Annotated in this window: 27 protein-coding genes and 1 riboswitch; of the genes, 17 read left to right on the top strand and 10 right to left on the bottom strand. The window is 50.0% G+C overall.

The annotated features are described in order from the left end of the window. Window positions 1-3 precede the first annotated feature (3 nt). Together CLV60_RS17515 and cbiB are read left to right on the top strand one after the other, a co-directional pair. Complete coding sequence (locus tag CLV60_RS17515; protein ID WP_106596671.1) at window positions 4-1,026, top strand: pyridoxal phosphate-dependent aminotransferase; 1,023 nt, start codon at window positions 4-6, stop codon at window positions 1,024-1,026. Continuing rightward, window positions 1,005-1,955 carry an adenosylcobinamide-phosphate synthase CbiB gene (gene cbiB, locus CLV60_RS17510; RefSeq protein ID WP_106596670.1) on the top strand — a complete coding sequence of 317 codons (951 nt, stop codon included), beginning with the start codon at window positions 1,005-1,007 and terminating at the stop codon, window positions 1,953-1,955. The genes CLV60_RS17515 and cbiB overlap by 22 nt, the downstream gene beginning before the upstream one ends. Here the strand turns inward: cbiB and CLV60_RS34715 are convergent. Then, on the bottom strand, window positions 1,912-2,322 hold the full coding sequence (locus CLV60_RS34715; RefSeq protein ID WP_229211017.1) for a hypothetical protein: 411 nt from the start codon (window positions 2,320-2,322) through the stop codon (window positions 1,912-1,914). The two genes, cbiB and CLV60_RS34715, sit on opposite strands and share 44 nt — an antisense overlap. Window positions 2,323-2,358: 36 nt before the next feature. Continuing rightward, a complete protein-coding gene (locus tag CLV60_RS34710) occupies window positions 2,359-2,808 on the bottom strand; it encodes an RpnC/YadD family protein (protein WP_229211016.1) in 450 nt (149 codons plus the stop codon). A 50-nt stretch (window positions 2,809-2,858) separates the two neighbouring features. Beyond that, window positions 2,859-3,040, top strand: a riboswitch (cobalamin riboswitch). On the opposite strand from CLV60_RS34710, the gene CLV60_RS17500 reads away from it, so the two are divergent. From CLV60_RS17500 to CLV60_RS17470, 7 genes are all read left to right on the top strand, one after another. After that, the gene (locus CLV60_RS17500; RefSeq protein ID WP_229211015.1) at window positions 3,040-4,242 is read left to right on the top strand and encodes an ABC transporter substrate-binding protein; all 1,203 of its coding nucleotides are present in this window, start codon (window positions 3,040-3,042) and stop codon (window positions 4,240-4,242) included. Its footprint overlaps the riboswitch before it by 1 nt. Then, window positions 4,243-4,827 (top strand): cob(I)yrinic acid a,c-diamide adenosyltransferase, encoded by a 585-nt coding sequence (locus tag CLV60_RS17495; protein WP_106596669.1) that lies wholly within the window; start codon window positions 4,243-4,245, stop codon window positions 4,825-4,827. Further along, window positions 4,824-5,336, top strand: a complete 513-nt coding sequence (locus CLV60_RS17490; RefSeq protein WP_106596668.1) for a bifunctional adenosylcobinamide kinase/adenosylcobinamide-phosphate guanylyltransferase — start codon at window positions 4,824-4,826, stop codon at window positions 5,334-5,336. Before CLV60_RS17495 ends, CLV60_RS17490 begins: the two co-directional genes overlap by 4 nt. 2 nt (window positions 5,337-5,338) lie before the next feature. After that, on the top strand, window positions 5,339-6,373 hold the full coding sequence (gene cobT, locus CLV60_RS17485; protein ID WP_106596667.1) for a nicotinate-nucleotide--dimethylbenzimidazole phosphoribosyltransferase: 1,035 nt from the start codon (window positions 5,339-5,341) through the stop codon (window positions 6,371-6,373). 12 nt (window positions 6,374-6,385) lie between these two features. Then, window positions 6,386-7,171 (top strand): adenosylcobinamide-GDP ribazoletransferase, encoded by a 786-nt coding sequence (locus CLV60_RS17480; protein WP_106596666.1) that lies wholly within the window; start codon window positions 6,386-6,388, stop codon window positions 7,169-7,171. Continuing rightward, window positions 7,156-7,683 carry a histidine phosphatase family protein gene (locus CLV60_RS17475; protein WP_106596665.1) on the top strand — a complete coding sequence of 176 codons (528 nt, stop codon included), beginning with the start codon at window positions 7,156-7,158 and terminating at the stop codon, window positions 7,681-7,683. The genes CLV60_RS17480 and CLV60_RS17475 overlap by 16 nt, the downstream gene beginning before the upstream one ends. A gap of 47 nt (window positions 7,684-7,730) precedes the next feature. Further along, window positions 7,731-8,294 (top strand): DUF1572 domain-containing protein, encoded by a 564-nt coding sequence (locus tag CLV60_RS17470; RefSeq protein WP_106596664.1) that lies wholly within the window; start codon window positions 7,731-7,733, stop codon window positions 8,292-8,294. A 12-nt stretch (window positions 8,295-8,306) separates the two neighbouring features. Here CLV60_RS17470 and CLV60_RS17465 read toward each other — a convergent pair whose 3' ends face one another. Together CLV60_RS17465 and CLV60_RS17460 are read right to left on the bottom strand one after the other, a co-directional pair. Further along, window positions 8,307-8,651, bottom strand: coding sequence for a hypothetical protein (locus CLV60_RS17465; protein WP_106596663.1), 345 nt, complete (start codon window positions 8,649-8,651; stop codon window positions 8,307-8,309). 23 nt (window positions 8,652-8,674) lie between these two features. Next, entirely contained in the window at window positions 8,675-8,977 is a 303-nt protein-coding gene (locus CLV60_RS17460) for an RNA polymerase sigma factor (protein ID WP_106596662.1), read from the bottom strand. A gap of 245 nt (window positions 8,978-9,222) precedes the next feature. Here CLV60_RS17460 and CLV60_RS17455 point away from each other — a divergent pair, with 245 nt between their 5' ends. After that, entirely contained in the window at window positions 9,223-9,627 is a 405-nt protein-coding gene (locus tag CLV60_RS17455) for a DoxX family protein (RefSeq protein WP_106596661.1), read from the top strand. Between the two features lie 304 nt (window positions 9,628-9,931). On the opposite strand, the gene CLV60_RS17450 is transcribed toward CLV60_RS17455, so the two are convergent. Next, entirely contained in the window at window positions 9,932-12,439 is a 2,508-nt protein-coding gene (locus CLV60_RS17450) for a phosphocholine-specific phospholipase C (protein WP_106596660.1), read from the bottom strand. A gap of 123 nt (window positions 12,440-12,562) precedes the next feature. Between CLV60_RS17450 and CLV60_RS17445 the strand changes: the two genes are divergently transcribed. After that, window positions 12,563-13,324 carry a DNA alkylation repair protein gene (locus tag CLV60_RS17445; RefSeq protein ID WP_106596659.1) on the top strand — a complete coding sequence of 254 codons (762 nt, stop codon included), beginning with the start codon at window positions 12,563-12,565 and terminating at the stop codon, window positions 13,322-13,324. 29 nt (window positions 13,325-13,353) lie between these two features. On the opposite strand, the gene CLV60_RS17440 is transcribed toward CLV60_RS17445, so the two are convergent. Continuing rightward, window positions 13,354-14,322: a 3-keto-disaccharide hydrolase gene (locus CLV60_RS17440; protein ID WP_106596658.1), complete on the bottom strand. Its 969-nt coding sequence runs from the start codon at window positions 14,320-14,322 to the stop codon at window positions 13,354-13,356. Window positions 14,323-14,365: 43 nt separating this feature from the next. Further along, a complete protein-coding gene (locus CLV60_RS17435) occupies window positions 14,366-15,478 on the bottom strand; it encodes a Fic family protein (RefSeq protein ID WP_106596657.1) in 1,113 nt (370 codons plus the stop codon). A 252-nt stretch (window positions 15,479-15,730) separates the two neighbouring features. Here CLV60_RS17435 and CLV60_RS17430 point away from each other — a divergent pair, with 252 nt between their 5' ends. The 3 genes from CLV60_RS17430 (at window position 15,731) to CLV60_RS17420 (ending at window position 18,225) form a co-directional block, all read left to right on the top strand. Next, window positions 15,731-16,465: a metallophosphoesterase family protein gene (locus CLV60_RS17430; RefSeq protein ID WP_106596656.1), complete on the top strand. Its 735-nt coding sequence runs from the start codon at window positions 15,731-15,733 to the stop codon at window positions 16,463-16,465. A gap of 281 nt (window positions 16,466-16,746) precedes the next feature. Next, window positions 16,747-17,586, top strand: a complete 840-nt coding sequence (locus tag CLV60_RS17425; RefSeq protein ID WP_106596655.1) for a helix-turn-helix domain-containing protein — start codon at window positions 16,747-16,749, stop codon at window positions 17,584-17,586. A 30-nt stretch (window positions 17,587-17,616) separates the two neighbouring features. Continuing rightward, a complete protein-coding gene (locus tag CLV60_RS17420) occupies window positions 17,617-18,225 on the top strand; it encodes a c-type cytochrome (protein WP_106596654.1) in 609 nt (202 codons plus the stop codon). A gap of 5 nt (window positions 18,226-18,230) precedes the next feature. Here CLV60_RS17420 and CLV60_RS17415 read toward each other — a convergent pair whose 3' ends face one another. Beyond that, on the bottom strand, window positions 18,231-18,527 hold the full coding sequence (locus CLV60_RS17415; RefSeq protein WP_106596653.1) for a DUF1330 domain-containing protein: 297 nt from the start codon (window positions 18,525-18,527) through the stop codon (window positions 18,231-18,233). 178 nt (window positions 18,528-18,705) lie between these two features. Here CLV60_RS17415 and CLV60_RS17410 point away from each other — a divergent pair, with 178 nt between their 5' ends. From CLV60_RS17410 to CLV60_RS17400, 3 genes are all read left to right on the top strand, one after another. Beyond that, a complete protein-coding gene (locus CLV60_RS17410; protein WP_106596652.1) occupies window positions 18,706-19,389 on the top strand; it encodes a T9SS type A sorting domain-containing protein in 684 nt (227 codons plus the stop codon). Window positions 19,390-19,514: 125 nt separating this feature from the next. Further along, entirely contained in the window at window positions 19,515-19,940 is a 426-nt protein-coding gene (locus CLV60_RS17405) for a ribosomal maturation YjgA family protein (RefSeq protein ID WP_106596867.1), read from the top strand. Next, window positions 19,937-20,701, top strand: a complete 765-nt coding sequence (locus CLV60_RS17400; protein WP_106596651.1) for an oxygenase MpaB family protein — start codon at window positions 19,937-19,939, stop codon at window positions 20,699-20,701. Before CLV60_RS17405 ends, CLV60_RS17400 begins: the two co-directional genes overlap by 4 nt. Here CLV60_RS17400 and CLV60_RS17395 read toward each other — a convergent pair whose 3' ends face one another. Beyond that, window positions 20,702-23,932, bottom strand: a complete 3,231-nt coding sequence (locus tag CLV60_RS17395) for an error-prone DNA polymerase (RefSeq protein WP_106596650.1) — start codon at window positions 23,930-23,932, stop codon at window positions 20,702-20,704. A gap of 36 nt (window positions 23,933-23,968) precedes the next feature. Next, complete coding sequence (locus CLV60_RS17390; protein ID WP_106596649.1) at window positions 23,969-25,480, bottom strand: Y-family DNA polymerase; 1,512 nt, start codon at window positions 25,478-25,480, stop codon at window positions 23,969-23,971. Window positions 25,481-25,609 lie beyond the last annotated feature (129 nt).

Raw genomic sequence — 25,609 nt, 5'->3', positions numbered from 1 at the left:
GATATGTTAAATGGGCACGGCGACGATGGTTATCGGTATGGCAAGAAGATCGTCGCGGATTTCAGCACGAATGTCTGGTACGGAGGTGAACCGGCCGGTTTGAAAGACTATGTTTTCGAAAGATGGAGTGAAATTAATCGCTACCCCGAGGTGCTTTCGGAGAGTTTGCGGGAAAAGATCGCCGGACACCATCAAATGCCCGTCGAGCGGCTGCTCGTATGCAGCGGCACGACGGAGAGCATTTACCTGATCGCGCAGTTGTACTCCGGGAAGCGGACGACGATCGTCACTCCCTCATTCGCCGAATACGAGGATGCGTGCCTGTCGTTCGATCATGAAATAACCGGTTTGAGCTGGCAGGAAGCGCTGGAATTACCAAGATTGAAAGCGGACCTAGTATTTATTTGTAGTCCGAATAATCCTACCGGGCTTATTTTTAATGACTTACAGTATTGGCTCAAACTAAACCCGCAATGCCTCTTTGTGGTAGACGAGGCCTTTATTGATTTCACTGACGGTGCAATTTCGGCTGTTTCGCTTATGCAACGGTTTTCGAATCTGCTCGTTATGCGTTCGCTCACAAAGGCATACGCGATTCCAGGGCTACGTCTTGGTTATCTGCTTGCGGGAGAGGAAATCGTTGAATCACTGGTGAACATTAAACAACCCTGGACGGTCAACACGCTGGCTATGGCGGCGGGGCATTACATTTACGATCATTTCGATCAGGTTCAGCCACCGGTTTCGCAACTTATTAGCGATAAAAGAACGCTCGTTCAAGAATTGCAGAAACTGGAATGCATAGAAGTGCTGGATAGCGACACACATTTCTTTTTAGCCAGAACGTTAGTGCGGAACGCGGCCCAATTAAAAGACTTTCTGATCGAAAAACATGGCCTGCTTATCCGCGACGCGGGCAACTTCCGTGGCCTTACGCGACAGCATTTCCGCCTTGCTACACAGCGGGCGGAAGATAACCAGAAGATGATCAATGCATTGAAAGAATGGCAGAAGTTGTACTATTGATTGTGCCGCTCATTGCGGGCTATCTGCTGGATCTGTGGCTCGGTGATCCGGACAACTGGCCGCATCCCGTCCGGGCGTTCGGCAATGCCATCGCATTTGGCGAAAAGTGGTTGAATCGGGGCCGGTACCGTTTTGCGAGAGGGGCGATGTTGAGTGTTGTGTTAGTCGTAATGGTGTTTGCATTTTTTTACGGGCTTAATGTAATGCTTTTGCAATTACCGGCATTGTATCTGATCGTTAATAGCATTTTGGTTTACTATGGCCTGGCTAACCATTCGCTGATCGCCGAGGGTAGGAAGGTATTTTCAGTTCTGGAAAATGAGGGCCTGGAAGCTGGCAGAAAGCAGCTTTCCAGGATTGTCGGAAGGGATACTTCAAAATTGAATGCACAGCAAGTACGCATTGCGGTGCTGGAAACGATGTCTGAAAATCTCAGTGACGGAGTGATTGCACCGCTTTTTTACTACGCGCTGGCAGGCATTCCGGGCATGATGGCTTACAAGATGATCAACACGATGGATTCGATGCTGGGGTACCGTAGCGAGCGATACGAGTGGTTCGGGAAATTTGCTGCAAGGCTGGATGATGTGGCGAACTTTGTTCCTGCGCGGCTGACCGCCTTGCTGATGGTTTTGGTGACAGGAAGCGGGCGTGGACTTCGGTTTGTTTTCAAATTTGGCCACAAGCACAAAAGCCCGAATGCCGGGTATCCCGAGGCAGCGTTAGCAGGGATTTTAGATTGCCGCTTCGGCGGCCCTAACGTGTATCATGGGAAGCTAATGGAGAAGCCGTTTATCGGCGAGAACGACCGGGTGATCGAACCGCAGGAAATAATGAGAGCGGCACGCGTGAACCAATGGACATGCCTGATGATGGTGGTGATAGTTAGCTTAACACTTCTGGGTTTGGGCGCTGCATATCATCTTTGATTTTTTGAACAAATTCTGTCGATACACCAACTATTCGGGCGATTTTTTCAATAGAAAAAGAACTCTCCCTTAGCAGGTTTTCGGTTGTTTCAATAGCAAACTCCTCTTTAAATGCGCTCTTAACAAGTTCCTCGATACCCATAGACTTATTTTCTTGTATTAGATGATCGACTGCTTCTTCAAATTTAACACCACTTTCACGGTTTTCAAAGCGAATGTACAATCGCAGAAAGCCTAGTAATCTTCTGATTTTCGTTTTCGAAAGTTTTCTTTCCAAGAGATTTTTGGCTATCTCAATTTTTAAATTAAGTAGTTCATCCTCAGTAATGCGTTTGCGTTTCAAGATGACTTTTACCGTCAACGCCACAATCGCAAACGGATTGTCGCTTTGCCCCAGGATTTCCTAATCCTGTTCCATGATTTTGAATGTATTATACCGGTACAAAACGCTCGTACCCATAAATTCACGGTAGTATTCACAAGGTTTGAATGCCAGATTGTTCTCCGTGAAAATGGCAAATGCAGTGATCGGCTTGTCATATTTATCCAATATCCGCGAATAGTAGGTGAACATGCGCCGACCAAAATCAGGGTCATGGTAACCCTGCACCTCGATATGAACGAGTATCCATTCGTTGTCACCGTTTTGACAATGCACTTTTACAAGTTTGTCTACAAACCGGGTCTGGTATAAGTTATCCTCCGGCGGGAATAATTGTTCAAGCTCTTTGTCGAGGTATTCGAAATCTTTGGAGAAATCGAAGAAGGAACCTGCGTCGGGGTAGAAGAATAACAGGAAGTCTTCGAAAATATCTTCGAGGATCGATTTCCAGAGGGTATCGTCGCGTTGCATGAAGGGTGTGTGTAAATGAAGCTCTGCAATGATAAGCAATAAAATATTGCTAGTTTTGCGGTCATCCAGGTACGCGCTTCACGCGTGATTAAAAGGGAATCCGGTGAGAATCCGGAACAGTCTCCGCTGCTGTGAGTTCAATACGAGGCTCTTGTAAAATGCCACTGGGCTGAGCCCGGGAAGGTGCAAGGGTTGAACGAGTCAGAAGACCTGCCTGCAAACATTGTTAATATGGCTTTCGGAAGAAAGGCCGGTGACTACATGATTATCAGAAAAACACTTGCATTCCTGCTGCTGTGCGGCTTGTTGGCCGGTTGCAGCACCTCTTCGTCGCTTTACGAAAAAGGCGAATCCCATTATTCAGGTCCCGATCTGTTTCCTGAAAAAGCCAAAGTGGCCCACGCCAAAGGCTTTAAAATCTCCTACCATAAATACTACAAGGTAGTCAAGATCATGAGCCCGTTCGAGAAATCGACGGACACGCTTACGTACGTGCTCGTGCAGCGCGGTAAGCCGCGGCCCATCGGGTATAAAGACAGCCAGCTCATCGAAATTCCGGTACGGAGCATGGTAGCGATGTCGTCGCTGCACATCGGGTTGATTGGTTTTCTGGGTTGTGAGGATATTCTTACGGGTATGGGTAACCTCAAATATGTTTCCTCGGCCAAGGTGCGTGATCGCATTAAGTCGGGCAAGATTTTCGAAGTAGGGAAGGACCAGGGACTCAATGAGGAATTGCTTGTGAGCATGCATCCTGACCTCATTATGGCTACCGGTAGCCCGGTTTCGAAGGTAAGCCGGTACGAATCGTTGCATCAGGCGGGGATTCCGGTCATGGTCAATTCGGAATGGGTGGAGACAACGCCGCTCGGTCGGGCGGAGTGGGTGAAGCTCCTGGCCGCGCTGATCAATAAGGAAGCGGAGGTGAACCGGAAATTCGCCGGTGTGGAACAAGAATACGGACGGCTGGCCCGGCTGACCGCGAAGGTTAAGGTACGTCCAAGCCTGATTACCGGAATGAATTCCAAAGACGCCTGGAATGTTCCGAACGGAGACAGTTACGTGAACCGTTTTTTCCAGGACGCGGGAGCCTCTTATCACTGGTCCGGCACAAAGGCAACCGGAAGTCTGCCCCTGAGTTTTGAAACCGTTTATCCGATTGCATTGCAGGCCGATTTTTGGCTGAACGTGAGCATCGGGAATGTACAGACCAAGAAGGATGTCCTCGCACGTGACGTCCGCTATGCCGATTTCAAGGCATTTAAAACCAATCACATTTACAGTTATAACAATCGCATGAATGCGCAGGGAGCGAACGATTACTGGGAGTCCGGTGCCGTAAATCCGCATCTGGTCCTGGCCGACCTGATCCGCATCATTCATCCCGAGCTGTTGCCGAATCACGAGTTGATCTACTATAAATCAATTAATTAAATGAAAATATATACCAAGAAGGGCGACAAAGGCACCACAGGGCTATTTGGCGGAAGCAGGGTAAGTAAAGACGACGTTCGCATCGAATGCATCGGAACGCTCGATGAAGCGAATTCGACGATCGGACTTTTGCGCGTAAAGCTGGGAAGCCAGCATGAATGGCAGCCCAATTTGCACAAAATCCAAAAAGACCTGATGGACATGATGTCGCACCTGGCGCGACCTTCGGATGCCAAAAAGGAGAACAAAAACCCGATGCCCGTGGATGGTGCCACTTTTTGTGAAGAGTGGATCGATTCGCTGGAAGCTGCTATGACCTCGCCATCGGACTATTTTCTGCTGCCGGGCGGGAATGAGGTATCGGCGCTTTGCCACATCGCACGTACGCAAATGCGCCGGGGTGAGCGCCGGTTGGTATCGCTGATCAAAACCGACGAGGTGCATGAAGCCATTCCAGCCTACATCAATCGCCTTTCGGATCTGTTTTTCACGCTCGCACGCGCCGAAATGGATAAGGCAGGTGTGGCAGAAGAAAAATGGCAGCTGTTCCTGTATAAACGCTTCAAAAGTGCTGAGCCGTCATGATCATCTACGTGACGGGGGGAGTCCGTAGCGGGAAGAGCCGCTTTGCAATGGATCTCGCCTTGCAAAAAAGTGCCCGGCCGGTGTACGTGGCCACTTCCAGGATTTGGGACGAGGATTTTGCCCGGAGGGTGAAACGGCATCAGGACGAGCGCGGGCCTGAATGGGCTTCGCTGGAAAGCGAGCGGGATATTCACCTGCTACCGCTCACGGGAAGCGTAGCGGTGATCGATTGCGTCACATTGTGGCTCACCAATCTGTTTGTCGCGTTTGAATATGATGTTGAAAAAGCGCTGGCGGCATTTAAAGCGGAAATCGATGCGCTGTCGGCTGTTGACGCCACTTTGATCATCATTTCCAATGAAATAGGCATGGGCGTCCATGCGGAAACGGAAGCGGCCCGGAAATTTACGGATTTGCAAGGCTGGGCCAATCAATATGTGGCCGCTGTCGCGCAGGAAGCGATTATGATGGTGTCGGGGCTTCCATTAACCTTAAAAACAACAAAATAGCTATGCATACTGCTACAATTACTACCCAGGAAATTCAGGCTAAAATTGATTTGAAAACCAAGCCGCTGGGGGCATTGGGGAGTCTCGAAAAACTGGCATTTCAGATTGCTTCGGTGCAGGATACCTTGTCGCCGGAGCTTGTAAACCCGCATATCATCGTTTTTGCGGCCAGTCATGGAATAGCTTCGGAGGGAGTAAGTGCCTATCCGTCGGAGGTAACGCCGCAAATGGTGCTCAATTTCATCGGCGGCGGTGCGGCGATCAACGTTTTTACGCGGCAGCATGGCATTAACCTGCTGCTGGTGGATGCCGGCGTGGATTATGATTTCGGTCAGAATGCAAAGCTGATCGACGCGAAGGTCAATTTTGGGACGAAGAGTTTTGCGCAACAACCTGCGATGACCGCGACAGAATGCCGCCAATGTCTGGAAAAAGGGGCCGAGCTGGTCCGGAAAGTGCAGCAAACGGGATGTAATGTCATCGGTTTTGGAGAAATGGGCATTGGTAACACTTCTTCGGCCTCGGCGATCATGAGCCGCTTGCTGAACATCCCAATATCCGAATGCGTAGGCAGAGGTACCGGGCTCGACGAGGCGCAGCTGGACAGGAAAGTGGCAGTGTTAACCGCCGCATTGAAACATCATCAGCAAGTGCCTGACGATGCCGAATCGGTGTTGACGGCATTTGGCGGGTTTGAGATTGCTATGATGTGTGGTGCTATGCTGGAAGCTGCGCGACTGGGCATGCTTGTGCTGGTCGATGGCTTCATTGCGTCCGTCAGCTATTTGTGTGCATCAAAAATGGATCCGTCGGTCGAGCGGTATGCCGTGTTTTGTCATCAATCCAATGAAAGAGGTCATCGTTTGCTGCTTCAATCATTGGGCGTGGATGCATTGCTGAAACTGGATATGCGCCTGGGCGAAGGAACCGGCTGCGCGCTCGCTTATCCGCTGTTGCAAAGCGCGGTCGCGTTTTTGAATGAAATGGCGAGTTTCGAAAGCGCGGGCGTGAGCCAGAAAACGGAAACGCCTGCTTAAAACCGATAACCGATGTCCTACGCCCGTCACCAGTTGGATTTGTTTTTCACGGCATTGCAATTCTATACCCGATTGCCAGCGCCAAAATGGCTGGTTTACCGGCCCGAAAACCTTAGCCTCGCTACGGCCTACCTGCCATTGATCGGCTGGGTCGTGGGCCTGACTGCCGGAGCGGTTTGGTTCGCAGCAGATTATCTCACAAACCCTTCGATCGCGGTCCTATACTCGATGGCCTTTTCCATTCTATTGACCGGGGCATTTCACGAAGACGGTTTTGCGGATGTATGTGACGGTTTCGGAGGAGGATGGACGCGTGAAAAGATTCTGGAAATCATGAAGGACAGCCGCGTGGGTACTTATGCTTCCGTGGGGCTGATATTGATTCTTGCATTGAAGTTCGCCTTGCTGCAATCCATCGCAGGCCGGGAAAGCATCATCATGGGCGTGCTGGTTAGCGCGCACGCATTGAGCAGGCTCATGCCGGTTTTTGTCATTTATATGCTCCCTTACTCACGCGATACCGACAGCAAAGCGAAACCCGTCGCAGAGAAGCCGCCTTTTTCGGTACTTGTTTGCGCCATTGTGTTTGGGGTATTGCCGTTATTCGGAATGGTGGTGTATCTGGGACAACCGCAACTCTTGGTGGCAATCCTGGTTTTAGGGTTGATCACGATCCTGCTGGCGCGGTATTTCAAAAAATGGATCGGTGGCTATACCGGTGACTGCCTGGGTGCTATTCAGCAGGTTTGTGAAGTTGCATTCTATTTTTTTATCGTCGTGCTATGGAAGTTTATCTGATCCGCCATACGACGCCGGTCTTCGAACCGGGGCTGATTTATGGACGGAAGGAGCTTTTGTTGCACAATGATTTTCCCTCGGAGCTGGAAGCCGTCAGATCTCAACTCGATAGGGATTTTGATATAACCTATTCCAGCCCGGCATTTCGATGTACCGAACTCGCCCGCGCACTTTCTCCCGCATTTGTGACTGACAATCGCTTGCAGGAACTGGATTTCGGAGACTGGGAGGGGAAAACCTGGGACACCGTCGATCAGCAAGCATTACAAGCATGGATGGACGACTACGTGAATGTATGCACACCCGGAGGCGAGAGCATGATCCAGATGCGCGCCCGCGTGAGCGAGTTTTGGGCTGAACTAGGGGCGTCGGGGTACAAGAAAGCCGCCATTGTGACGCATGCAGGTGTAATTCGCCTGATCCTATCGATCGTCAATGAAATAGCGCTGACCGATATTTTCGATATTAAAGTAGCTTACGGAGAGGTGATCCGGGTTGGCATAAGCGAATAGCAATTTGTAATTTGGGGAATATATCTCAAACCCAAAATCACAACGCCATGACTCAGGAATACATCGAAAGCGTCAGGAAACAGTTTGAATACTATAAAATGCTGGGTGAAAAGACGATCGCGCAGCTCAGCGACGAACAGCTTTTCTGGAAATACAATGAGGAAAGCAATAGCATTGCTGCCATTGTGAAGCATTTGTGGGGTAATATGTGCTCTCGCTGGACTGATTTCCTGACAACTGACGGGGAAAAAGAATGGCGCAATCGTGAAGCCGAGTTCGAGAATGATATCAGTAACCGGGGCGATCTTCTGGCGAAATGGAATGAGGGATGGAGCTGTCTTTTCGGAGCCCTCGACTCACTGAATGCGTCGAACTGGGACACCATTGTTTACATTCGGAATCAGGGGCATTCGGTAATGGAAGCCATTAACCGGCAACTGGCGCATTATCCGTATCATGTCGGGCAGATCGTATTTATAGGGAAAATGGCGCTGGATAAAAAATGGGCATCGCTTTCGATCCCGCGCGGCAGATCGCAGGACTACAATAGCGAGAAATTCGCCCAACCCAAAGCCCGAACGCATTTTACGGATGAGTATCTCAAAAAGTAGGAGTAGTTCGACTCACGCCATGAGCCAGTAAGCGGCCAGTGCAGCCAGGAGTACCAAAGTAATTGCAACAATTTGTATAAACGAACCCTTACGGTAGAACGGGAGCGGCTGCTCGTTCAGGGTTTCTTCTGCGACCATACTTTGCCGCAAGCGTCCCAGGAGCCGGCTGGATACCGCCGGTTCGATTTCTTCGCTTTTTGTAAAGATTTTACCAGCCTCCGAGGTCATTACTTCATCAAAAACCCACTTGCCTGCCGGCGTTTGCAGGTGTCGGAGCAGTTCGTCCTGCTCGTGCCCATCGCATTGGTTCGAGATGTATTTGTAAACGAGGTTCCTGATATGAATTTCTTTATCCATTGATCTGGCCCGGTTCGGAATGGTCAAAGTTGCAGCACAGCCTGTTCCTTGCCCGCACGTGTAAGCGTGTGGAAAATGTGGCTTTTGCAAATTTTAAGCAGGTAGCATTTCAGCGAAGACTCATTATTCAATCCATCGCGATTCTCCCATAATTTCAGGAATACATCGTGTACAGCTTCTTCGGCATGTTCTGTGGATTTCAAAAACCGTAATGCAAAGCGGAACAAATAGGCGTGATAGGTTTCGTAAACCCTTGTAAAAGAGGGTATGTCGCCATTTCGGATGCTTGCTGCAAGGATATGATCCTGCATGATCGGTTCTTTCATATTTCAGGTTTTGCGGGCTACGTTTGAATTTCAGATATAAGCAAGTTACTAATAATTTCTACTTTTTGTAACCTACAACGCAGTAGAAACGAATCCAATTGTGTCGAATTATACATATAACGTTCTGACGGTGGCGCAAACGCCCCCTAATACTGCCGTTTTTACACAGCGCCCAACCTTTTGGCACCTATTAGTTTTGTATCAACCAATCAATCAAACAAAACCTTTATAAACCAAAAGAAATCATGGAAGCTGCATTCGTTCCCCCAGTCACAAAAACTCGTATTGATAAGGCCGCGCTCACCGGCAAGATCATCAGCGCATTATGCATTTTGTTTCTCCTTTTCGATGCATTAGGGAAAGTATTCAAAGAATCGCATCATATGGAAGGCTCCGTTGCGCTCGGCTGGCCGGCAGACCAGGTTCAGAGCATCGGGATCGCGCTGCTGATCTCCACCATCCTTTATATTATTCCCCGCACATCCATTCTGGGAGCCATTTTGATCACCGGGTACCTCGGCGGGGCGATCGCGGTGATGGTGCGCGCAGGGCAGCCGCTGTATTTTGCGTCCGGGTTCGGTGTCCTTGTGTGGGCGGGCTTGTACTTGCGCGACGAGCGGGTGCGTGCAATGATTCCGTTTAAAAAGTAGCAGTCAGATTACATTTCATCGACAAAATTTATGAGGCCGGGAGCATTCGTGTTTTCCGGCCGTTTTGTTGTTACATACCTATGGCATTTCGGTGATCTATATTGGCATATTGTTTTCTACCAAATTTGCATCGCTAACGCGATTTTACGGTCCGGTCATATGACTGCGCAGGTTATTCCGTCGGGTAATGTCCGACATGACTGAAACTGACAGTCGCCGAGTGCCGTTAGGCACGTAATATTGGTAGCAAACATATTTGCGACACGATTTCCAAATGCCGTAGGCATGCAACAACAAATCCTGGTTAAACAACGCCACCCATCAGCGGGTCGGTTTTCGTAACGGCGCCGGTTTCGACGTGTCCAGCGAAACGTTCTTCGTAATCGTCATAACCTTTCACTTTGACGCTGAAATCGTACCATTGAAATGATTTGCCCAAGTCCAGCACGAGCGAAGCCTTGCCGCCGACGGCGAAAGTTTTGTTCTTAACAGCTGCTTTATAGCTATTATCCCCGATGGATACTTCATGTGATTTGGAATCCAGGTTTTCGATTGTTACCACCACATTACCAGTCGGTTTTGAGAATTTCAACTCGTACTCGCAGCTCACTTTCAGCTTCGGGTTGGCTGCATTGCCGGTGAATTCGCGGTAGAAACCATTCGGTCCGTAAACGCGCAGGTGATAGGCATTGTTTTCAAAGTCGGCCAGTTGCCAGTCGTCGGTGAGTTTGTCGCCGGCAGCGACGCTGTAATCCCAGGAGCGGAGCGCCTCTTTGCGGTATGGATTCATCGCATACACACGATACGGAATACCGCTGGCCCTGGTACCGAAAAGCTGATTGCCCGCCTTGAACGACAGCTGCAATGCATTTCCGCCCTTACTAAGCTGCGCATTCACGAACGGTTCGTACGGCAGCGCGCAGGCAGGGCGCACGCCTTTTTCCTGAACCGGAAATAGTGCCGACTTTCGCGTATCCTTATTCAATTCAGCCAATTCGGTGGTGCCAAGCTTTTTGAAATTTTCGGGAGCCTGTTTGAACTGCGCCTGGTGAATGCTTTCGATGAACTGCTTTTGTTCCAGAAAAACCGGTTTTTCGATTTTTTCCCCGTTGTAAGGCCGGAACACCGACGTGAGGTCGCCGCAGATGGTGCGCCGCCATTGGGTGATATTCTCTTCGTGGACCTTTTTATTAAACTTCTTTTCCAGGAAGTTTTCCAGGAATTGGAGTGACGAGGTGTGGTCGAATACTTCGGAATTGACATAACCACCTCTAGACCAGGGTGAGGCGATGATCATCGGCACGCGGTAACCGAGGCCGATAGAGCCTTCGCGGATGCTGGCCGGATTGGCCGATGGGTTGGTTTGCTGGTCAGCCAGCGCGAAATCCATTTTCGGATCGATACTCGCTGATACTTTGCCGGTGTTTTCTTTATAAGGATTTGGGACCGTAAAGGGTGGCAAATGGTCGAAATAGCCGTCGTTTTCATCATAGGTCACGATGAAAATAGTCTTTTTCCAAACCTCCGGATTTTGTAGCAAAATCTCCATCGCCTCGCTCACGTACCACGGCCCGAACCACGGCTCACCCGGGTGATCGGAGAAATGCGCAGGCGGCATCAGCCATGAAACGGTGGGCAGTGTGCCATTCTTCACATCTTCCCGGAACTGGTGGAACACGTCTCCCTTGGGCACTTGCAATGTCCTTTCGGTACCATTGTCGGAGTACTGCATCGAAGTGAGCTCATGGAAATGGGGATCTTTGATGTTTGTGCTGAATGCCTTGTCATTCAGTTTTTTATCCTTGTCTGAAAGGCTGGCGTAAGTGTCTTTGTTAAATTTGGTCTGGGCTGTTTCGATGTTTTTCAATAACCTTTTAGCTGCCGCAAGTTTTGTGGCCACGCGGGAATCGTTAGCCGCCTCTTTTTCGAGGTCTGCAATGGTTTGGACTATCGTCTGCCGTTTGCTTTCAAGATTGGCGATCCCGCCTTCATGGAACCGCACATTGTAAGCTTTGAAATACTCCAACACGTTGGTGCCAAAGTTGCTGAGCCACGCGCTTTCCTCCCCTTTGAGGCCGTAACCCATTGTGAGCTCGTTTTGGTACACTTTCCAGTTGATGCCGTGCTCTTCGAGGCGTTCGGGGTAGGTTTTCCATTCGAGTTCGGGGTATTCGTAATTGCTGATATTCCACAAATGCGCGAGGCCGTTGGGTTCGTTTTTCTCGCGCACGGTGCCCGTCATCCAGTAATAGCGGTTCGGGTGTGTACCGGTGATGCTCGAACAGAAATTGTGGTCGCAAACGGTGAATGCATCGGCCAGGGAGTAGTAGAACGGGAAGTCCGAACGGTCGCAATAGCCCATGGTGAGCGGGATATGCGCATATTGTTTGTTGCGGGGCGCTTTCACGTCGAGCCAGCGGTCGTATTTGCCGTTGTTCATTGCGTCGGTCTGGTCGGTCCAGCCGTGGGGAATGGAGCCCATCCATGCCACTTTGGTATCTTTCACATTGAGCCGGAAAGGGCCGTAAGTTTCGCCCGCTTTGTTGGTTTGGAACCAGACCTTGTTTTTATCGGCCAGGTCGATGGCCCGCGGATCGTTAAAACCCCGCACACCTTGCAGCATACCCAGCTGGTGGTCAAACGAGCGGTTTTCCTGCATCAGGAACACAATGTGCTCGGCATCGTAAAACGTACTGCCCGGTGCGGGATCGATGGCCAGGGCTTTTTGTATAACCGGCGGGAGTGTGTTCGCCATTGCGCCCGTGCCCGCGAGCAGGGCCGCTTTTTTAAGAAAGTCTCTTCTCGAATCCATTAAATCGGTGAGTTTAGGATGTCAAAATTACCGGCGGTACCGTTACCGGTTGTTACCCGAGGGTTATGATTTGATCATTTTTATATCGTTATATTTGAGAAAAGCACTTTCAACAGCATATCTATGGCAGCCATCGAATTAATTAGGGAAAAACCGCTGAATCCAACGGCCGGGCAGTTCATTGAGCACATCGAAGCATTCCGTTCACCGGTTGAGGCCATGAAGTTGATGCGCTATTTTAAAACCGGCGAGGGGCAATATGGCGAGGGCGATGTGTTCATGGGCGTGCGTATGGGGCAGATTTTTGAAATGGCGAAAGCCTATATTCATATGCCTTTGGAGGAAATCGAGGTGCTGCTTCAAAGTCCTGTTCATGAAATCCGCACGGGTGCATTGAGCATTATCGATAAGCAGGCCAGAAGTAAAAAGACCACGCTGGATCAGCGGAAGCTGCTATATGAGTTGTATTTGCGTAACACGCACCGGATCAATAACTGGGATCTCGTGGATATTTGCGCGCCGCATGTAGTAGGAGGGTATTTATATGTTTCGGGAGAGCCGAGAGATGTGCTTTACAAACTGGCGGTGTCCGAAAATATCTGGGAACGCCGGACGGCCATCGTTGCCACGGGTCATTTTATCCGAAAAGGGGATATCGGAGATACTTTCCGAATCGCGGAGCTGCTGTTAAACGACCGGGAAGATCTTATTCACAAAGCTACCGGCTGGATGCTGAGGAGCGCCGGACAAGTGAACCGGGCTCAGTTGCAGAAGTTTCTGGATAAATATGCCGCTACCATGCCCCGAACCCTCCTGCGTTACGCAATCGAGCATTTCGATACGCCCTTGCGCAGTCATTATATGGGTTTGAAAAGGGCAGGGTAGCGGCTGTTGAATGGTTGCCTCCTGGCTGGTTACTTCGCTGGTGTGATTACGATGTTGCGGTATTCAACCGGACCGTGGTCGCCCTGGATGTAAAGCGGGCCCGCTTCGCCTTCATTGCTGTCCAATGCACCACCGGTAATGCCGGGGATTTCCTGGTTGCTGATCACCGTTTTGCCATTCGCCACGAGTGTAAGCATACGGCCCACCAATGTGATATCGAATGTGTTCCACTCGCCGGCTTCTTTGGCTACCATTTCGCTTGGCGTAATGAAACCGTAGATGGCGCCCATCTGGTCGAGGGCCGGCTCCATGCCTTTGCCGTCGGTGATTTGCACTTCGTAGCGGCCGCGCAGGTACACGCCGCTGTTGCTGCCTTTGGGAATGCGGAATTCGATATGCAGTTTGAAATCATTGAATTTTTGGTCGGTAACCAGGTTAGCACCCGATTTCGGGCTGCGGAGAATGCCGTTTTCGGCAATCCACTGGTTTTCGCTGGTTGCGTGCCATCCCTTGATTTCGTTGCCGGCCGTCAGTTTGATCGGCGTTCCCCAGGCGGGTGTAGCTTTTCCGCGCAACGACGGCGCGCGTACGCCTTTGTAGCTGTACGTCTTTCCATCGGGTGTGGTCAATGACCCTGTAATGGCATCGCCCGAAACGGTTCCTTCCACTTTCAGGTCGCTTTCCCCACGTTCCCACTGCGGCGGGATCGCGAAATCGAATTTACCTTCTTTGAAATGGATTACGGAAATAGGCCGCGCGCTGCCCGAGAAACCGGTAAACTGGCCTACGAGCGTTTTGGTGCCTGAGTGGCGCACTTCCAGCCACGACGGCAATACTTTGCCGTTCGCATCTACGGAAATGTCCCAGCGCCCTTCGATCGGCGAGGCAAGGGGAGCATTGTCAGCTTTGGTCGAAAAGGTTGCCATCAGCAGAGCACCTGCTGAGAGCATCAAGTTCCGGGAAATCCGGTACAGGTTGGTTTGGAATACTTTCTTCATAAATTTTTTAGGTATTAAAGGGTGGGAAAGTTAGAGATAAAAATCAATTTTCAGGAATACTTAGGCGATAACTGGTACTGCGACCGCCGCCGGAAGAGACAATGCATTGAATTTCTGCCAGGTGTTGCAAGTCACGCGTAGCCGTGGCTTTGGAAGTCTTTGCGATCGACATGTATTTTTTTGCAGTCATGCCACCTTCGAAGCCATCAGGGCCGGTTTCGAGCATTTTCTGGATAACTTTCGCCTCCCGGTCGTTGAGTAAATCCTTGAACTGATCGAAAAACCGGGTTTTCTTCAAGGTAAAGTCCAGCATATTCCGTGTCTCGACCTGGGCGTCGACAATGGTTTGTGCGAAATAGCGAATCCACGCGGTAATATCGATGTTCTTTTGTGCTGTTTCCAGTGACTGGTAATACTTTTTACGCTTCGCTTCAATGGTCCGCGACAGGCTGAGCGTAACCGGCCTGCCGAGTGTTTGCGACAAGGCTTTTTCGGCAATTACGCGCCCGATCCGACCGTTACCATCTTCAAAAGGGTGAATAGTTTCAAAATACAAATGCGCAATGGCCGAGCGAACAGGCGCTTTGGTGATTTCTTTCGAGCCGCCTGGCGCGGTATTATTGAACCATTCGATAAACCGCGCCATTTCAACAGCTACGCGCTCGGAAGGAGGTGCTTCGAAATGCACTTTTTCCTTACCTATTGAGCCGGAAACCACCTGCATAGGAGCTGTATCCTTCCGCCAGGCACCGGTGGTGATGGTTTTACTGTCTTTCAGGAGTGTGTTGTGCCAGGAAAAAAGCATTGCTTCCGAGAGTGGCTCTGCATAGGAATTCCGCGCATTCACCATAAGCTCGGCAGCGCCTTGCGCTTTGCGATCTTTGACGGGTTCTGGTTTTTGCGGAATGCCAAGGTTGTTTCTGATAGAGGAAACTACGTCTTGCCGACTCAGGAACTCGCCTTCGATTTCAGAAGTTTTGATGGCTTCGGCAACAAGTGTGTTGATCAGCGTTTCAATTTGAAGCGCATTAGATGCACCCTTTAAAATTCCACTGATATGCCCCGTTTCTTCGGCAAAAACGAATAGTAGATCCTCCATGCCGGTCAAGTCATATAGGAATTCAGGCCATTCAGGATGTTGCCAGATATAAGTCATGAGCCAAATAGGAATCTTATTCGGCTCAAATATAGATAAAATTTGAGCCGAATAGCTCAATTATTCGGCTCAAAAAAATCAAGCAGGAACTTGATAGCGAGGAACAGTACACTTATCTATCTCCGACAATACCTGCCTATTCCAGATAACATCTGACTCCATTACCATGATATTGGCACCTCGTAAATCGCTGGATTGGATCAGTTATTGCAGGAATTTTCTGACGAAATTTGAAGTAACAAACTGACAGCTATGAAACAGATTGCGCAGATAACGGATATTCATTTGATGGAGGAATGGTCGGCCAGGCATGGGGCTGATACGGATTCGAACTTAAAACTGATTTTGCAGGATGTGGGTGCGCGTGGGATCCGGGATGTGATTTTTACAGGTGATATCGGACATGCGGATGCCTACCAGCGATTTTTTGCATTGCTGAAAGACTTTCATTTTACAGTTATTCCAGGCAATCACGACAAGTTTGCCGACATTAAGCCGCATTATTTTCCGGAGTATCTGAAAACGAAACCTGAAATGTTCCATTCCACGGAGGATGAGCATTTTAAATACATTTTCCTCGATTCTTCGTCCGATTCCATCAGCGCGATTCAATTGCAATGGCTGGAAAATGAATTGGTTACGGCCAAACACGTGCTGCTTTTTATTCACCATCCCGTTTTGCAGGTCATTACGGCCGTAGATTTTAAATACCCATTATTGAACCGCGATGCGGTGAAAGAAGTGCTCGTGCGCAGCGGGCGCGAGGTCACGATTTTTTGCGGGCATTATCATACCGACGATTTTACCAAGGAAGAGAACATTACCCAATACGTGACGCCTGCGGCATCAGTGCAAATGGAAAAGAATCCGTTGGAAATTGTGATCCACAGCCGGTACTATGGCTACCGCATTATAGAGCTGGAAGGCAGGGCGGTGAGCACGCACGTGGTGCTGAACCATGGAAAGGGGTTTGATGTGGTTGATTAAAGCAAAGGGACACGATACTGAGACAGGGGGGCCTTGCATTGCGGTTCGGGGGCGTTAGGGGTGTTTGGTGAGCTTTTGGGTACCCGGGACTGAAGGCCCGGGTTAGAAAATCGGACGTGCCTCCGGCACTTTGCGAGTTTTCAACACCGCTTACTAACTGCAATATCCAATAATGCATTGGTTTTTAGGTAATTCGCAGTGGGATGTCGCTTTTTTACAATACAGGCGTCAGGAATAAGCCTAGTTTTGTAGCGTCAATGTAAAAGCCCTTTTCGCAAACGATGAGCTCAGGTTATCAGGAATTTAAACCATCTGCCGAATTACAGCCCTATGTGGAGTGCTACTGGCTACACCGGTTCGAAACGGTGGGCGAGTGTGAGTCGCCGGTACAGCGCTGCATGCCGTTCGGTACGTTGGAGTTGATTCTTCACCTGGATGATAACCGTTGCAATGCGTTTTTCGACGGGCAGTGGGAGAAGTTACCGCCCGCGTTCCTGGTAGGATTGTACCGCGATGCCGTGCAATGGAAAACGGTCGGGTCGTGCAGGAAATTCGGGATACGGCTGCGGCCGGAAAGTGCGCTGGAATTGTTCCGGATACCAATCGCGCCGCTGTTCAACCAGTTCACCGATGTCGAGAGCTATTTCGGAAGCGAGATAAACAGACTCGTGGACGACGTATATGGAGTACAGGACATGGAAGAGGTCGTGCGTATTACGGAGAAGTTCCTGTCCGGGCTTTTGAAAAACACCCGTTCGAAGGAGCACCATATTTCACAAGCTTCGCGGCTGATCCGTCAAACGCAGGGCCGAATATCCATCGATACGCTGAGCGAGAATTTATACATCGGCAAACGTCAGCTGGAAAGGATTTTCAAGGACCATTACGGTACGACGCCCAAGATGTACCAGCCTATTATCCGTTTCAGGAACGCGTATGAATCGTTTTCAGGCATGTCGTCGACGCCCAACTGGGCCGAGGTTTCGTATAAATTTGGCTATTCAGACCAGGCGCATTTTATCCGTGACTTTAAAGAATTTACCCGGGAAGTACCAACCAATATATTTCAGGATCAATATCAGTATTTCAGGTTGCCCGACAAGCAGGTGCGGTTTGCCTGATCCCAGTTTTTAACTTTAAATCTATTTACCATGAAACTTGTTTATTTGGCTGCTTCGGCGGCTGTATGGTCCATTTGTGCTTTTACAAAACAACGGGAAGCACCCAAAAGCGTAATGCTTGCCCCGGCTGAAAGCGTGTCGAAGCCAACCGTTGCCGATTCGAAAGACGACGTTGTGAAAAGAGGACAATACCTCGTTACCATCATGGGCTGCGCGGATTGCCATGCTCCCAAGAAAATGACGGCGCAAGGCCCCGCACCGGATATGGACCGCTTTTTGTCGGGACACAATAGTGCCCAGCCACTGGGTACGTTTGACAAAAGCATTCTCAAAACCGGTGAATGGGTGGTGTTCAACGGGCAGAGCACGGCGTTCGCAGGGCCCTGGGGTATGTCGTTCGCTGCTAACCTGACGCCCGACGAAACCGGTATCGGTAACTGGTCGTTCGAGCAGTTCAATACCGCGATGCGCAAAGGGAAGTTCAAAGGTCTGGAAAACAGCCGCCCGCTCATGCCGCCAATGCCCTGGTTCAACTACGTGAATATGGCCGACGGTGATATGCGCGCCATTTTTGCTTACCTGAAATCCATTAAGCCGGTCTCGAATGTTGTACCATCGTACATTCCGCCGGCGCCCTGAGTGGGTTACGGCTGTTTGACAGTCATTACTTTCAGTACCGAATCCTCTTTTAAATAGAGATATTGTTCGCGGATCTGGTCGGCCATGTAGGCTTCCAGGTCCGCCTCCGATTCAAAACTGACCAAATGTACTTCATAAGGCGCGTCAAGCTCGCCTTCTATCAACTGCTCCGGGCCGGTGCGCAGCCTCAGGAGCAGTTTTCCGTTATATCGGGGTATCAAGGGCAGCACCATTGACTCGAATTGCTGGAAAATATCCTCCTTACCTTCTTTGATATAGACAAATTGTGTGATAGTTACCATGGTCGTTCGGTTGTTTTGTTACCCAATCTCGAAAAGAATTTACATTCGCTGCAACTTTCATATTTGAAACGTCCTCTTTGAAACAAATTGATGGCCATCAATCAAAGGAATGGGAAAGCTCTTCCCATTGAGTACTTTTTGTGTTTTTGTTCAAAAAATATTCCACCCCTTGATAGCCATGAAAACGAAAAGAATCCACTTTGCCCTTTTGCTGGCGCCCGCCCTCTGGCTGGCCAGCTTTGTACCTGCCGCCGGGCAGCTTACCGCCGGGCAGCTCGCCGCCGGGCAGTCCTATGTTGAATCCGATAAAGGTTACTGGCAGGTCCACACCGACCCGAACTCGCGCAACACCGTAGTACAGTTCTTCGACGGCAGTAATCAATTGTTGTACCAGGAATCAATGGCGCGCAAGTATGTTAAGCTGTCGAGGCGGAATGTCCGGCTTTTTGATGATTTGCTGGCCAAATTGATGGCGCGCGAATTGTTGTCAGAGAAGGTGAAAGCCTATGATATCGTGGCCGATAGCCGGACAGATTACCGGAGCATGTCGGAACCGGAATGGGCCGAACCCAGTGTAACCATGAAGACGGCCACTTCGAACGTGTATGTGGTGCAGAAGGGGAAAATGAAAGTCATTCTTAAAAACCCTGCGCAGGAAAGTTACGATATCCGAATTGTCGACAGCGATCTGCGCATGATTTACCACGAGCAGATCAAGGATCTCAGTTACGGGCGCTGGTTTGATGTGTCGAAACTCGCGGCAGGGACATACAGCGTGCACATCGCGAGTCCGAGGAAAAAATTGAATTACAAGTTGGTTGTCGACGATTTTCTCGGCTACCGGCTTGAAGATTTAAAATGATGTTGTAGTCAGATTTGTGAATTGAAAAACGGCCTCCGGTTTCCGGGGGCTCTTTTTTTGAAGGACCCGGGTATTGTTTATGTCAAAAGCATTAGTTTACTTTGTTATACAAAGTACTTTTTGTTATGCAATATAAAAGTAAAAATGATCTTGCCGGTACTGACAGAAGCGGAGAGTTCGCTGTGGAGGCTTATTTAACTGCTGCACTGGTGATTTTCTTTGTTGAAGTGTTCATTGCGCTTTACGTGCACGACGATTTCGTGCGGCCCTGGGGAGGCGATGTGCTGGTGGTAGTGCTGCTATACTGCTTTGTACGTGGTGTTACCCGATTGAATGTACTGTCGGCGGCATTGGTGGTTTTGGTATTTTCCTGGTTGATAGAAATACTGCAATACCTGCAAATCGTCAGAATACTCGGTTTGGAAGGTAATGCATTTGCCCGGACGATCATCGGGACGACCTTCTCGTGGTCGGATATCGTTGCTTATACATTGGGCATTGTATTGGTGATTGGAGTAGAAGTGATGATGAGCAAAAGGCAAGCAGTATGAAATGGTTTGTGGAAGAAGGTTCGATTGTGCGGGAAATCTGGGGAAAGGCGGATACGATATTGTTCATTTTCGCAGGGGCATCAGCCGAATTTGCACTTAACAAGTCCGTCGACTGGCTCTATTTTACCGGAAGGCTTCCTGCGGACCCGTTGGGAAGGTTGTTTTCGACCGTGGGCTACGCGAGGCAGATCGTATTCTCAGAATATGATGATGCGATGCGGGCTATTCACCAGATTGCAGCGATACATCAGGGCGTGGAGCGGAGCCGCAATGCGCGTATTCCCGACAGCGCCTACCGCGACGTGCTTTTCATGCTCATCGACTATTCGATCCGTTCGTTTGAGCTACTGGAAAGGAAACTGACCATCGCGGAGAAGGAGGAATTGTTCAACGTTTTTCACGCGGTGGGCGAGGGGATGGGCGTGCAAGGCCTACCCGCGAGCCTGCGCATGTGGGAGCGGATGCGTGCGGAGCATTTGCAGGAAAACCTCGTCCAAAGCCATTTTACCATTGATCTTTACCAACAATACCGGAAACATCTTGGGTGGTACCGGTATCATTTGCTGCGGAATGTGCAAATGCGGCTCGTCCCCGAGCGCGTGAATGCATTGCTCGGCCTGGGGAAAGGCTGGGTTGTGGATTTGTTGCTTCCTGCTTACAAATTCAGCCGGCGACTGGGTGTCGGTACATTTTTTCGCAACATGCTCCTGCCCGAAAACTACAAAATGCAGGTTATTGACCTCGATATGGCCGTGCATTGATCACCGGAAATCCCGGGATGCCGGGAAAATTTCTGCCTGCACGTTCCTGTGGGGCTGTAACTTCCGGGCTTTGGCTTGTGATTCGTATTCATCCTTTTCATCGGCCCGCGACAATGTGAGCACATCGGGCTCCTGTTCCCCGCTTGCCGCAAGATTTCGCAATAGTCCGGATGCGTTGATGCATTTACTCACCACGACGTGGATAACAGAGCTCTCCTTTTGTACCTTGCCCTCGACCATCAGCAATTTGGAGCGCAGCACTTCCTTGCGATAGGTATCGAACATATTTTGAAAAACGACCAGGTTTGCCGTGCCGGCTTCGTCCTCGATGGTGATAAAACAAATGCCGCTGGCTGTGCCCGGTCGCTGCCGCACCAGTACCAGGCCCGCTACTTTCACGATTTTGCCATCGCCGATATTTTCGAGCTCCTTGCTGGTTACCGCGCCGAGCGCATTCAATTGCTCGCGCACAAAACTGACCGGGTGTTGTTTCAGCGAAAGCGACGTGGCGGCATAGTCATGGATGACGTGCTCGGAGAGCGTCATTTGCGGTAACTGCACATTCTCTTCACTGGCGCTGGCCGACGGTTGTCCCTGGAAGAGGCCAATAGGCCGGTCGGCCAGAGCGGAGGCTTCCCAGAATGCCTGCCGGCGGTCGAAGCCGATAGACCGGAATGCGTCGGCGTCAGCCAGTTTTTCCAATGCGGTATGTGAAATTCCGGTTTCGAGCAATTGATGAATATGGGTGAATGGCCTGGTGCGGGCAGCGATCAGAATTTGCATTTCTTCCTCCTTCAACCCTTTCACCTGTCGGAAGCCCAGTCTTAATGCACATCGTTCGCCGGGAATATTTTCAAGGGTATTATCCCAAAAGGAGTGATTAATATCGATCTCCCTTACTTTCACCTCATGGTTCCGGGCATCGATCACGATCTGCGCCGGGCGGTAAAAACCCATGGGCTGGCTGTTGAGCAGCGCCGCCGCAAAGACATCCGGATGGTGGCATTTGATCCACGAAGAAACGTAAACCAGCAAAGCAAAACTGGCTGCATGGCTTTCCGGGAAGCCGTAGCTCCCGAAGCCTTCGAGTTGCTTGAAAATGCGCTCGGCGAAGTCTTTTTCGTAGCCCTTTTTTATCATACCTGACACCAATTTATCTCTTAGTCTGGATACAACTCCTTTGGCTTTAAAAGTTGCCATACTTCTTCTTAGCTCATCTGCTTCTGTGGGAGTAAAATTGGCAGCAACAATGGCAATATTCATCGCTTGCTCCTGAAAAAGGGGGACTCCTTTGGTCTTTTCCAGAATTTTCCTCAGTTCTTCACTGGGATATTCTTCTTCCTCAATCTTATCCCGTCGCCTTAAATAGGGATGTACCATATCGCCTTGGATAGGGCCGGGTCTGACGATGGCGACCTCTATTACTAAATCGTAGAAACACCTTGGTTTTAATCGGGGCAGCATGGACTGCTGGGCTCGGCTTTCGATTTGGAAAACACCGATTGTGTCGGCCTTGCAGATCATATCATAGACGGCCTTGTCATCTGGAGGAATACTTGCGAGGTTGTGGCTTATATTATAATGCGCTTTAAGCAAATCAAAAGCTTTGCGTAAACATGTAAGCATACCCAAGGCCAGCACATCTATTTTGAGAAATCCCAATGCATCAATATCGTCTTTGTTCCATTCAATACAAGTGCGGTTTTCCATTCTTGCATTAAGAATAGGGCAGAGGTCCGAAAGTTTACCTTGCGTAATCACAAAACCACCGGTATGTTGGCCCAATTGGCGAGGGAAGCCCATATATTGCTTGGTGAGGTCAAGGATTTTAATCAAATGCGGGTCATTGGGATTGAAACCATGCTCGGTAATGATCTTGCCGTCAAACCATTCATCGGTAAATTCCCATAACGAGCTCGAAAGACGGTTAATGGCATCCATAGACATGCCCATGGCCTTTGCTACGTCCCGCACGGCACCTTTTTGATGCACTTGGGTAACGGTAGCGACTATGCCAGCCCGGTCGCGGCCGTATTTGTTGTAAATGTATTGCATTACCTCTTCCCGTCGCTCATGCTCGAAATCAACATCAATGTCAGGCGGCTCATTTCGGGAGGAAGAAATAAAGCGTTCGAAAAGCAGGTCAATTTCAACGGGATCCACAGCTGTAATGCCAAGGCAGTAGCATATCGTAGAATTGGCTGCGGAACCTCTTCCTTGGCAAAGAATATTTTGGGACCTTGCGAACCTGACAATGTCGTAGACAGTCAGAAAATATGGAGCATAATCCATCTCTTCTATGAATGTTAACTCATGTTCAATAGCATCTTCTACTTTTTGAGGAATGCACGCATCAAACCGGTCAACAGCTCCCTTCCAGGCCAGAATTTCAAGTTCCCGTAAAGGCGTCCGCCCCTCGGTAGTCAGCTCCTCCGGGTATACATATTTCAAACTGCTCAACGAAAACCGGCAGGCATCCGCGATTTCCTGCGTGCGTTCGATGGCTTCCGGGAATTTTAGAAACAGTCGCTGCATTTCGGCGGCTGGTTTCAAATACCTTTCCGCGTTTTCATGCAGCCGGTAACCGGCATTGTAAATGGTGCATTTCTCCCGGACGCACGTGAGCACGTCCTGTAATTCACGCCTTTGCAGGTTGTGGTAATGCACATCGTTGGTCGCGACCAGCGGAATGTTGAATCGTTGGGAGAGCTGGTCGAGGCGATAGAGTTTTTTCATATCATCGCCCTGGTACGAGCGTATAGCGCCGAGGTAGAGGTTGTTGCCCAATGCCTCGCGGTATTCTTTCAGGTTTCGGGCGAAGGAAGGGTCAAAGTCAAAAGACTCATTTAATGCGGACGGCGGTACCGCGATGAACTTGATCCCCGCCGAATGGCTGAAAACGTCGGCCTTATAGAGGTCGCATTTGCCTTTTTCGGTGCGGAGGTTGCCTTCGGTCAGCAACGCGGAAAGGCGACTGTAACCCTCCCGGTCGGTAGGGTAGGCAAGCAGGCTGGGGCCGTCGAGCAGGTCCAGGCGGCAGGCGGGGATAATGCGGAAGTCCTTGCCCTTCGCGGCCGCATGCGCGCGTACAATGCCCGCGAGCGTGTTGCGGTCGGTAATGGCAATGGCTTTGTAACCCAGTTCAATGGCATGTGCCACCAGTTCCTCGGGGTGCGACCCGCCGCGGAGGAAGCTGAAATTGGTGGTGACCTGTAATTCAGTGTAATGCATGATGATGAAGTGTAATTCGGGTAAATCGCCTTCCTTTCAGGCGAAAAAACCATGTATGAACCATTCAGGCTTTTTATCTTCCGCTTCTTCGGAATATGGGCCCAGCCTGAAAACCCAGTAACGCTGTCCCTCCTGATCTTCCAATGTATAATAGTCGCGGTGCAGGCCCTGTTGCAACCACCATTCCTGCTCGATGCGCTCGGGGCCTTCCGATTTACCTATGTAATGTACCTTACCCTGGTAGCTGAAAACGGTAGGAGGATAATCCGGGACCGGTGCGGTCACTTGTATACTTTCGGGTTTTGGGAGCAGGAAAACAGGCCTTTGCCGGTCGGTACGCCAGCTTGTATGCGGCTTTTCGCGCAGGGAGGTCACTGTTTTGACGGACCTTTCGGGCCAATGGTGTTCATCAGGCAAATACCTGTGAACCGTGTCGGTCCCGGTCCGTCCTATGACGGCATCGAGTAATTCGGTAATGGCCGCATTTTCAAAACCGCCTGTGGTGTCCCACATCGTTTCCTGTGTCACGTTCATGTCTTCTACCTCGGGCGCTTCAAGAAGGAACAACTCGATTCCAAAACCGGGCGCAATGGTTTTGATTTTCAATTCAAAAAGCCTGAAAAGGTGCTTGATATGATGAGATGCGCGGTTCGTTACTATATCGATTTGCTGCGTTTTGCCATCCACGCGGAAGCAGCTTAAAACACTTTTGCGCAGCCCCTTACCCTCCTTTACGAGGCGGGTACAAAGCATTTCCAGTAGTTTTTGCAAAGCTATTTCAATGCCTGTGGCAGTAACAATGGGTTCCAGGCAGGGAAGCCGTTCCTGGTAAGGGATAGCCTGCCGGATTGGTTCGATGAATTCCTGCGAGTACCCGAGCGCTTTGTTCAGTTTTTCCAGCAAATCTTCCCCAAAGCGTCGGCGTAGCATTCTGGCAGGTATCTGTATGAAACTGCTGATGGTGTAAAATCCCAGCTTCTGCAATTTTTCCAACGTTTCGGGTGGGAGACGAAGTGCTGCGGGAGGAAGTTTCAACAGTGCATTGTGTTGTTCCCCCGGCGGAATAATTGCGCCCAGGCGTCCATAATGCGCATGGGCCCAGGCTGTTCCAATGGTATTGGCCATAGCGGCACGTATTGTGAAGCCAGCCTGGTTAAGCCTGCTTATGAGATCATTCATGTACGCACGCTCGCCTCCCCACAGGTACGCGCACCCGGTCACGTCGAGAATAAGGCCATCCGGCGCATTCAGCGCGACGGTCGGGGTGTAACGCAGGCACCATTCGGCGAGGGCCTGCAACGCCTGCCTGGTAACCTCCGGCTCATCGTCCAGGACTATCAATGAGGGGAGTATGGCCCGGGCGTCCGCCACGACCATACCAGGCTCAATGCCTAATGCCCGGGCTTCGGCACTTACCGCGGTCACTACCATTCGCCCACGTTCGGGTGCTGCAAGCGCAAATTCAAGCCCATATAGCTCCGGTCTGACCCGAATCTGGCGGTCCGTTGCGAGGTTAGGGAACCATATGGAAATGAAGCGGGATGGCATTTTAATATTCTGTTGATGAGGTTATTAATTATTTATGATACTTTTAATATCTTAAAATAGATTACAATAATATCAAAACACTTTGAAAATTGCCAGCAATTTTTTTGCTTTGTTGAAAGCTTTTTACAC

It is taken from the genome of Dyadobacter jiangsuensis, assembly GCF_003014695.1.
GTDB lineage: Bacteria > Bacteroidota > Bacteroidia > Cytophagales > Spirosomataceae > Dyadobacter > Dyadobacter jiangsuensis.
Note: the sequence above shows the minus strand (reverse complement) of the source record. Positions and strands in the feature narration are given on the sequence as shown.

Excerpts from the sequence above, each read along its gene's own strand:
- CLV60_RS17435 (WP_106596657.1), bottom strand. The coding sequence starts at position 15,478 with ATGACTTATATCTGGCAACATCCTGAATGGCCTGAATTCCTATATGAC.
- cbiB (WP_106596670.1), top strand. The coding sequence starts at position 1,005 with ATGGCAGAAGTTGTACTATTGATTGTGCCGCTCATTGCGGGCTATCTG.
- CLV60_RS17465 (WP_106596663.1), bottom strand. The coding sequence starts at position 8,651 with ATGGATAAAGAAATTCATATCAGGAACCTCGTTTACAAATACATCTCG.
- CLV60_RS17455 (WP_106596661.1), top strand. The coding sequence starts at position 9,223 with ATGGAAGCTGCATTCGTTCCCCCAGTCACAAAAACTCGTATTGATAAG.
- CLV60_RS17405 (WP_106596867.1), top strand. The coding sequence starts at position 19,515 with ATGCAATATAAAAGTAAAAATGATCTTGCCGGTACTGACAGAAGCGGA.
- CLV60_RS17400 (WP_106596651.1), top strand. The coding sequence starts at position 19,937 with ATGAAATGGTTTGTGGAAGAAGGTTCGATTGTGCGGGAAATCTGGGGA.
- CLV60_RS34710 (WP_229211016.1), bottom strand. The coding sequence starts at position 2,808 with ATGCAACGCGACGATACCCTCTGGAAATCGATCCTCGAAGATATTTTC.
- CLV60_RS17420 (WP_106596654.1), top strand. The coding sequence starts at position 17,617 with ATGAAACTTGTTTATTTGGCTGCTTCGGCGGCTGTATGGTCCATTTGT.
- CLV60_RS17415 (WP_106596653.1), bottom strand. The coding sequence starts at position 18,527 with ATGGTAACTATCACACAATTTGTCTATATCAAAGAAGGTAAGGAGGAT.
- CLV60_RS17470 (WP_106596664.1), top strand. The coding sequence starts at position 7,731 with ATGACTCAGGAATACATCGAAAGCGTCAGGAAACAGTTTGAATACTAT.
- CLV60_RS17425 (WP_106596655.1), top strand. The coding sequence starts at position 16,747 with ATGAGCTCAGGTTATCAGGAATTTAAACCATCTGCCGAATTACAGCCC.
- CLV60_RS17430 (WP_106596656.1), top strand. The coding sequence starts at position 15,731 with ATGAAACAGATTGCGCAGATAACGGATATTCATTTGATGGAGGAATGG.
- CLV60_RS17450 (WP_106596660.1), bottom strand. The coding sequence starts at position 12,439 with ATGGATTCGAGAAGAGACTTTCTTAAAAAAGCGGCCCTGCTCGCGGGC.
- CLV60_RS17395 (WP_106596650.1), bottom strand. The coding sequence starts at position 23,932 with ATGCATTACACTGAATTACAGGTCACCACCAATTTCAGCTTCCTCCGC.
- CLV60_RS17445 (WP_106596659.1), top strand. The coding sequence starts at position 12,563 with ATGGCAGCCATCGAATTAATTAGGGAAAAACCGCTGAATCCAACGGCC.
- CLV60_RS17475 (WP_106596665.1), top strand. The coding sequence starts at position 7,156 with ATGGAAGTTTATCTGATCCGCCATACGACGCCGGTCTTCGAACCGGGG.
- CLV60_RS17500 (WP_229211015.1), top strand. The coding sequence starts at position 3,040 with ATGGCTTTCGGAAGAAAGGCCGGTGACTACATGATTATCAGAAAAACA.
- CLV60_RS17410 (WP_106596652.1), top strand. The coding sequence starts at position 18,706 with ATGAAAACGAAAAGAATCCACTTTGCCCTTTTGCTGGCGCCCGCCCTC.
- CLV60_RS17440 (WP_106596658.1), bottom strand. The coding sequence starts at position 14,322 with ATGAAGAAAGTATTCCAAACCAACCTGTACCGGATTTCCCGGAACTTG.
- cobT (WP_106596667.1), top strand. The coding sequence starts at position 5,339 with ATGCATACTGCTACAATTACTACCCAGGAAATTCAGGCTAAAATTGAT.
- CLV60_RS17460 (WP_106596662.1), bottom strand. The coding sequence starts at position 8,977 with ATGAAAGAACCGATCATGCAGGATCATATCCTTGCAGCAAGCATCCGA.
- CLV60_RS17495 (WP_106596669.1), top strand. The coding sequence starts at position 4,243 with ATGAAAATATATACCAAGAAGGGCGACAAAGGCACCACAGGGCTATTT.
- CLV60_RS17490 (WP_106596668.1), top strand. The coding sequence starts at position 4,824 with ATGATCATCTACGTGACGGGGGGAGTCCGTAGCGGGAAGAGCCGCTTT.
- CLV60_RS17390 (WP_106596649.1), bottom strand. The coding sequence starts at position 25,480 with ATGCCATCCCGCTTCATTTCCATATGGTTCCCTAACCTCGCAACGGAC.
- CLV60_RS17480 (WP_106596666.1), top strand. The coding sequence starts at position 6,386 with ATGTCCTACGCCCGTCACCAGTTGGATTTGTTTTTCACGGCATTGCAA.
- CLV60_RS17515 (WP_106596671.1), top strand. The coding sequence starts at position 4 with ATGTTAAATGGGCACGGCGACGATGGTTATCGGTATGGCAAGAAGATC.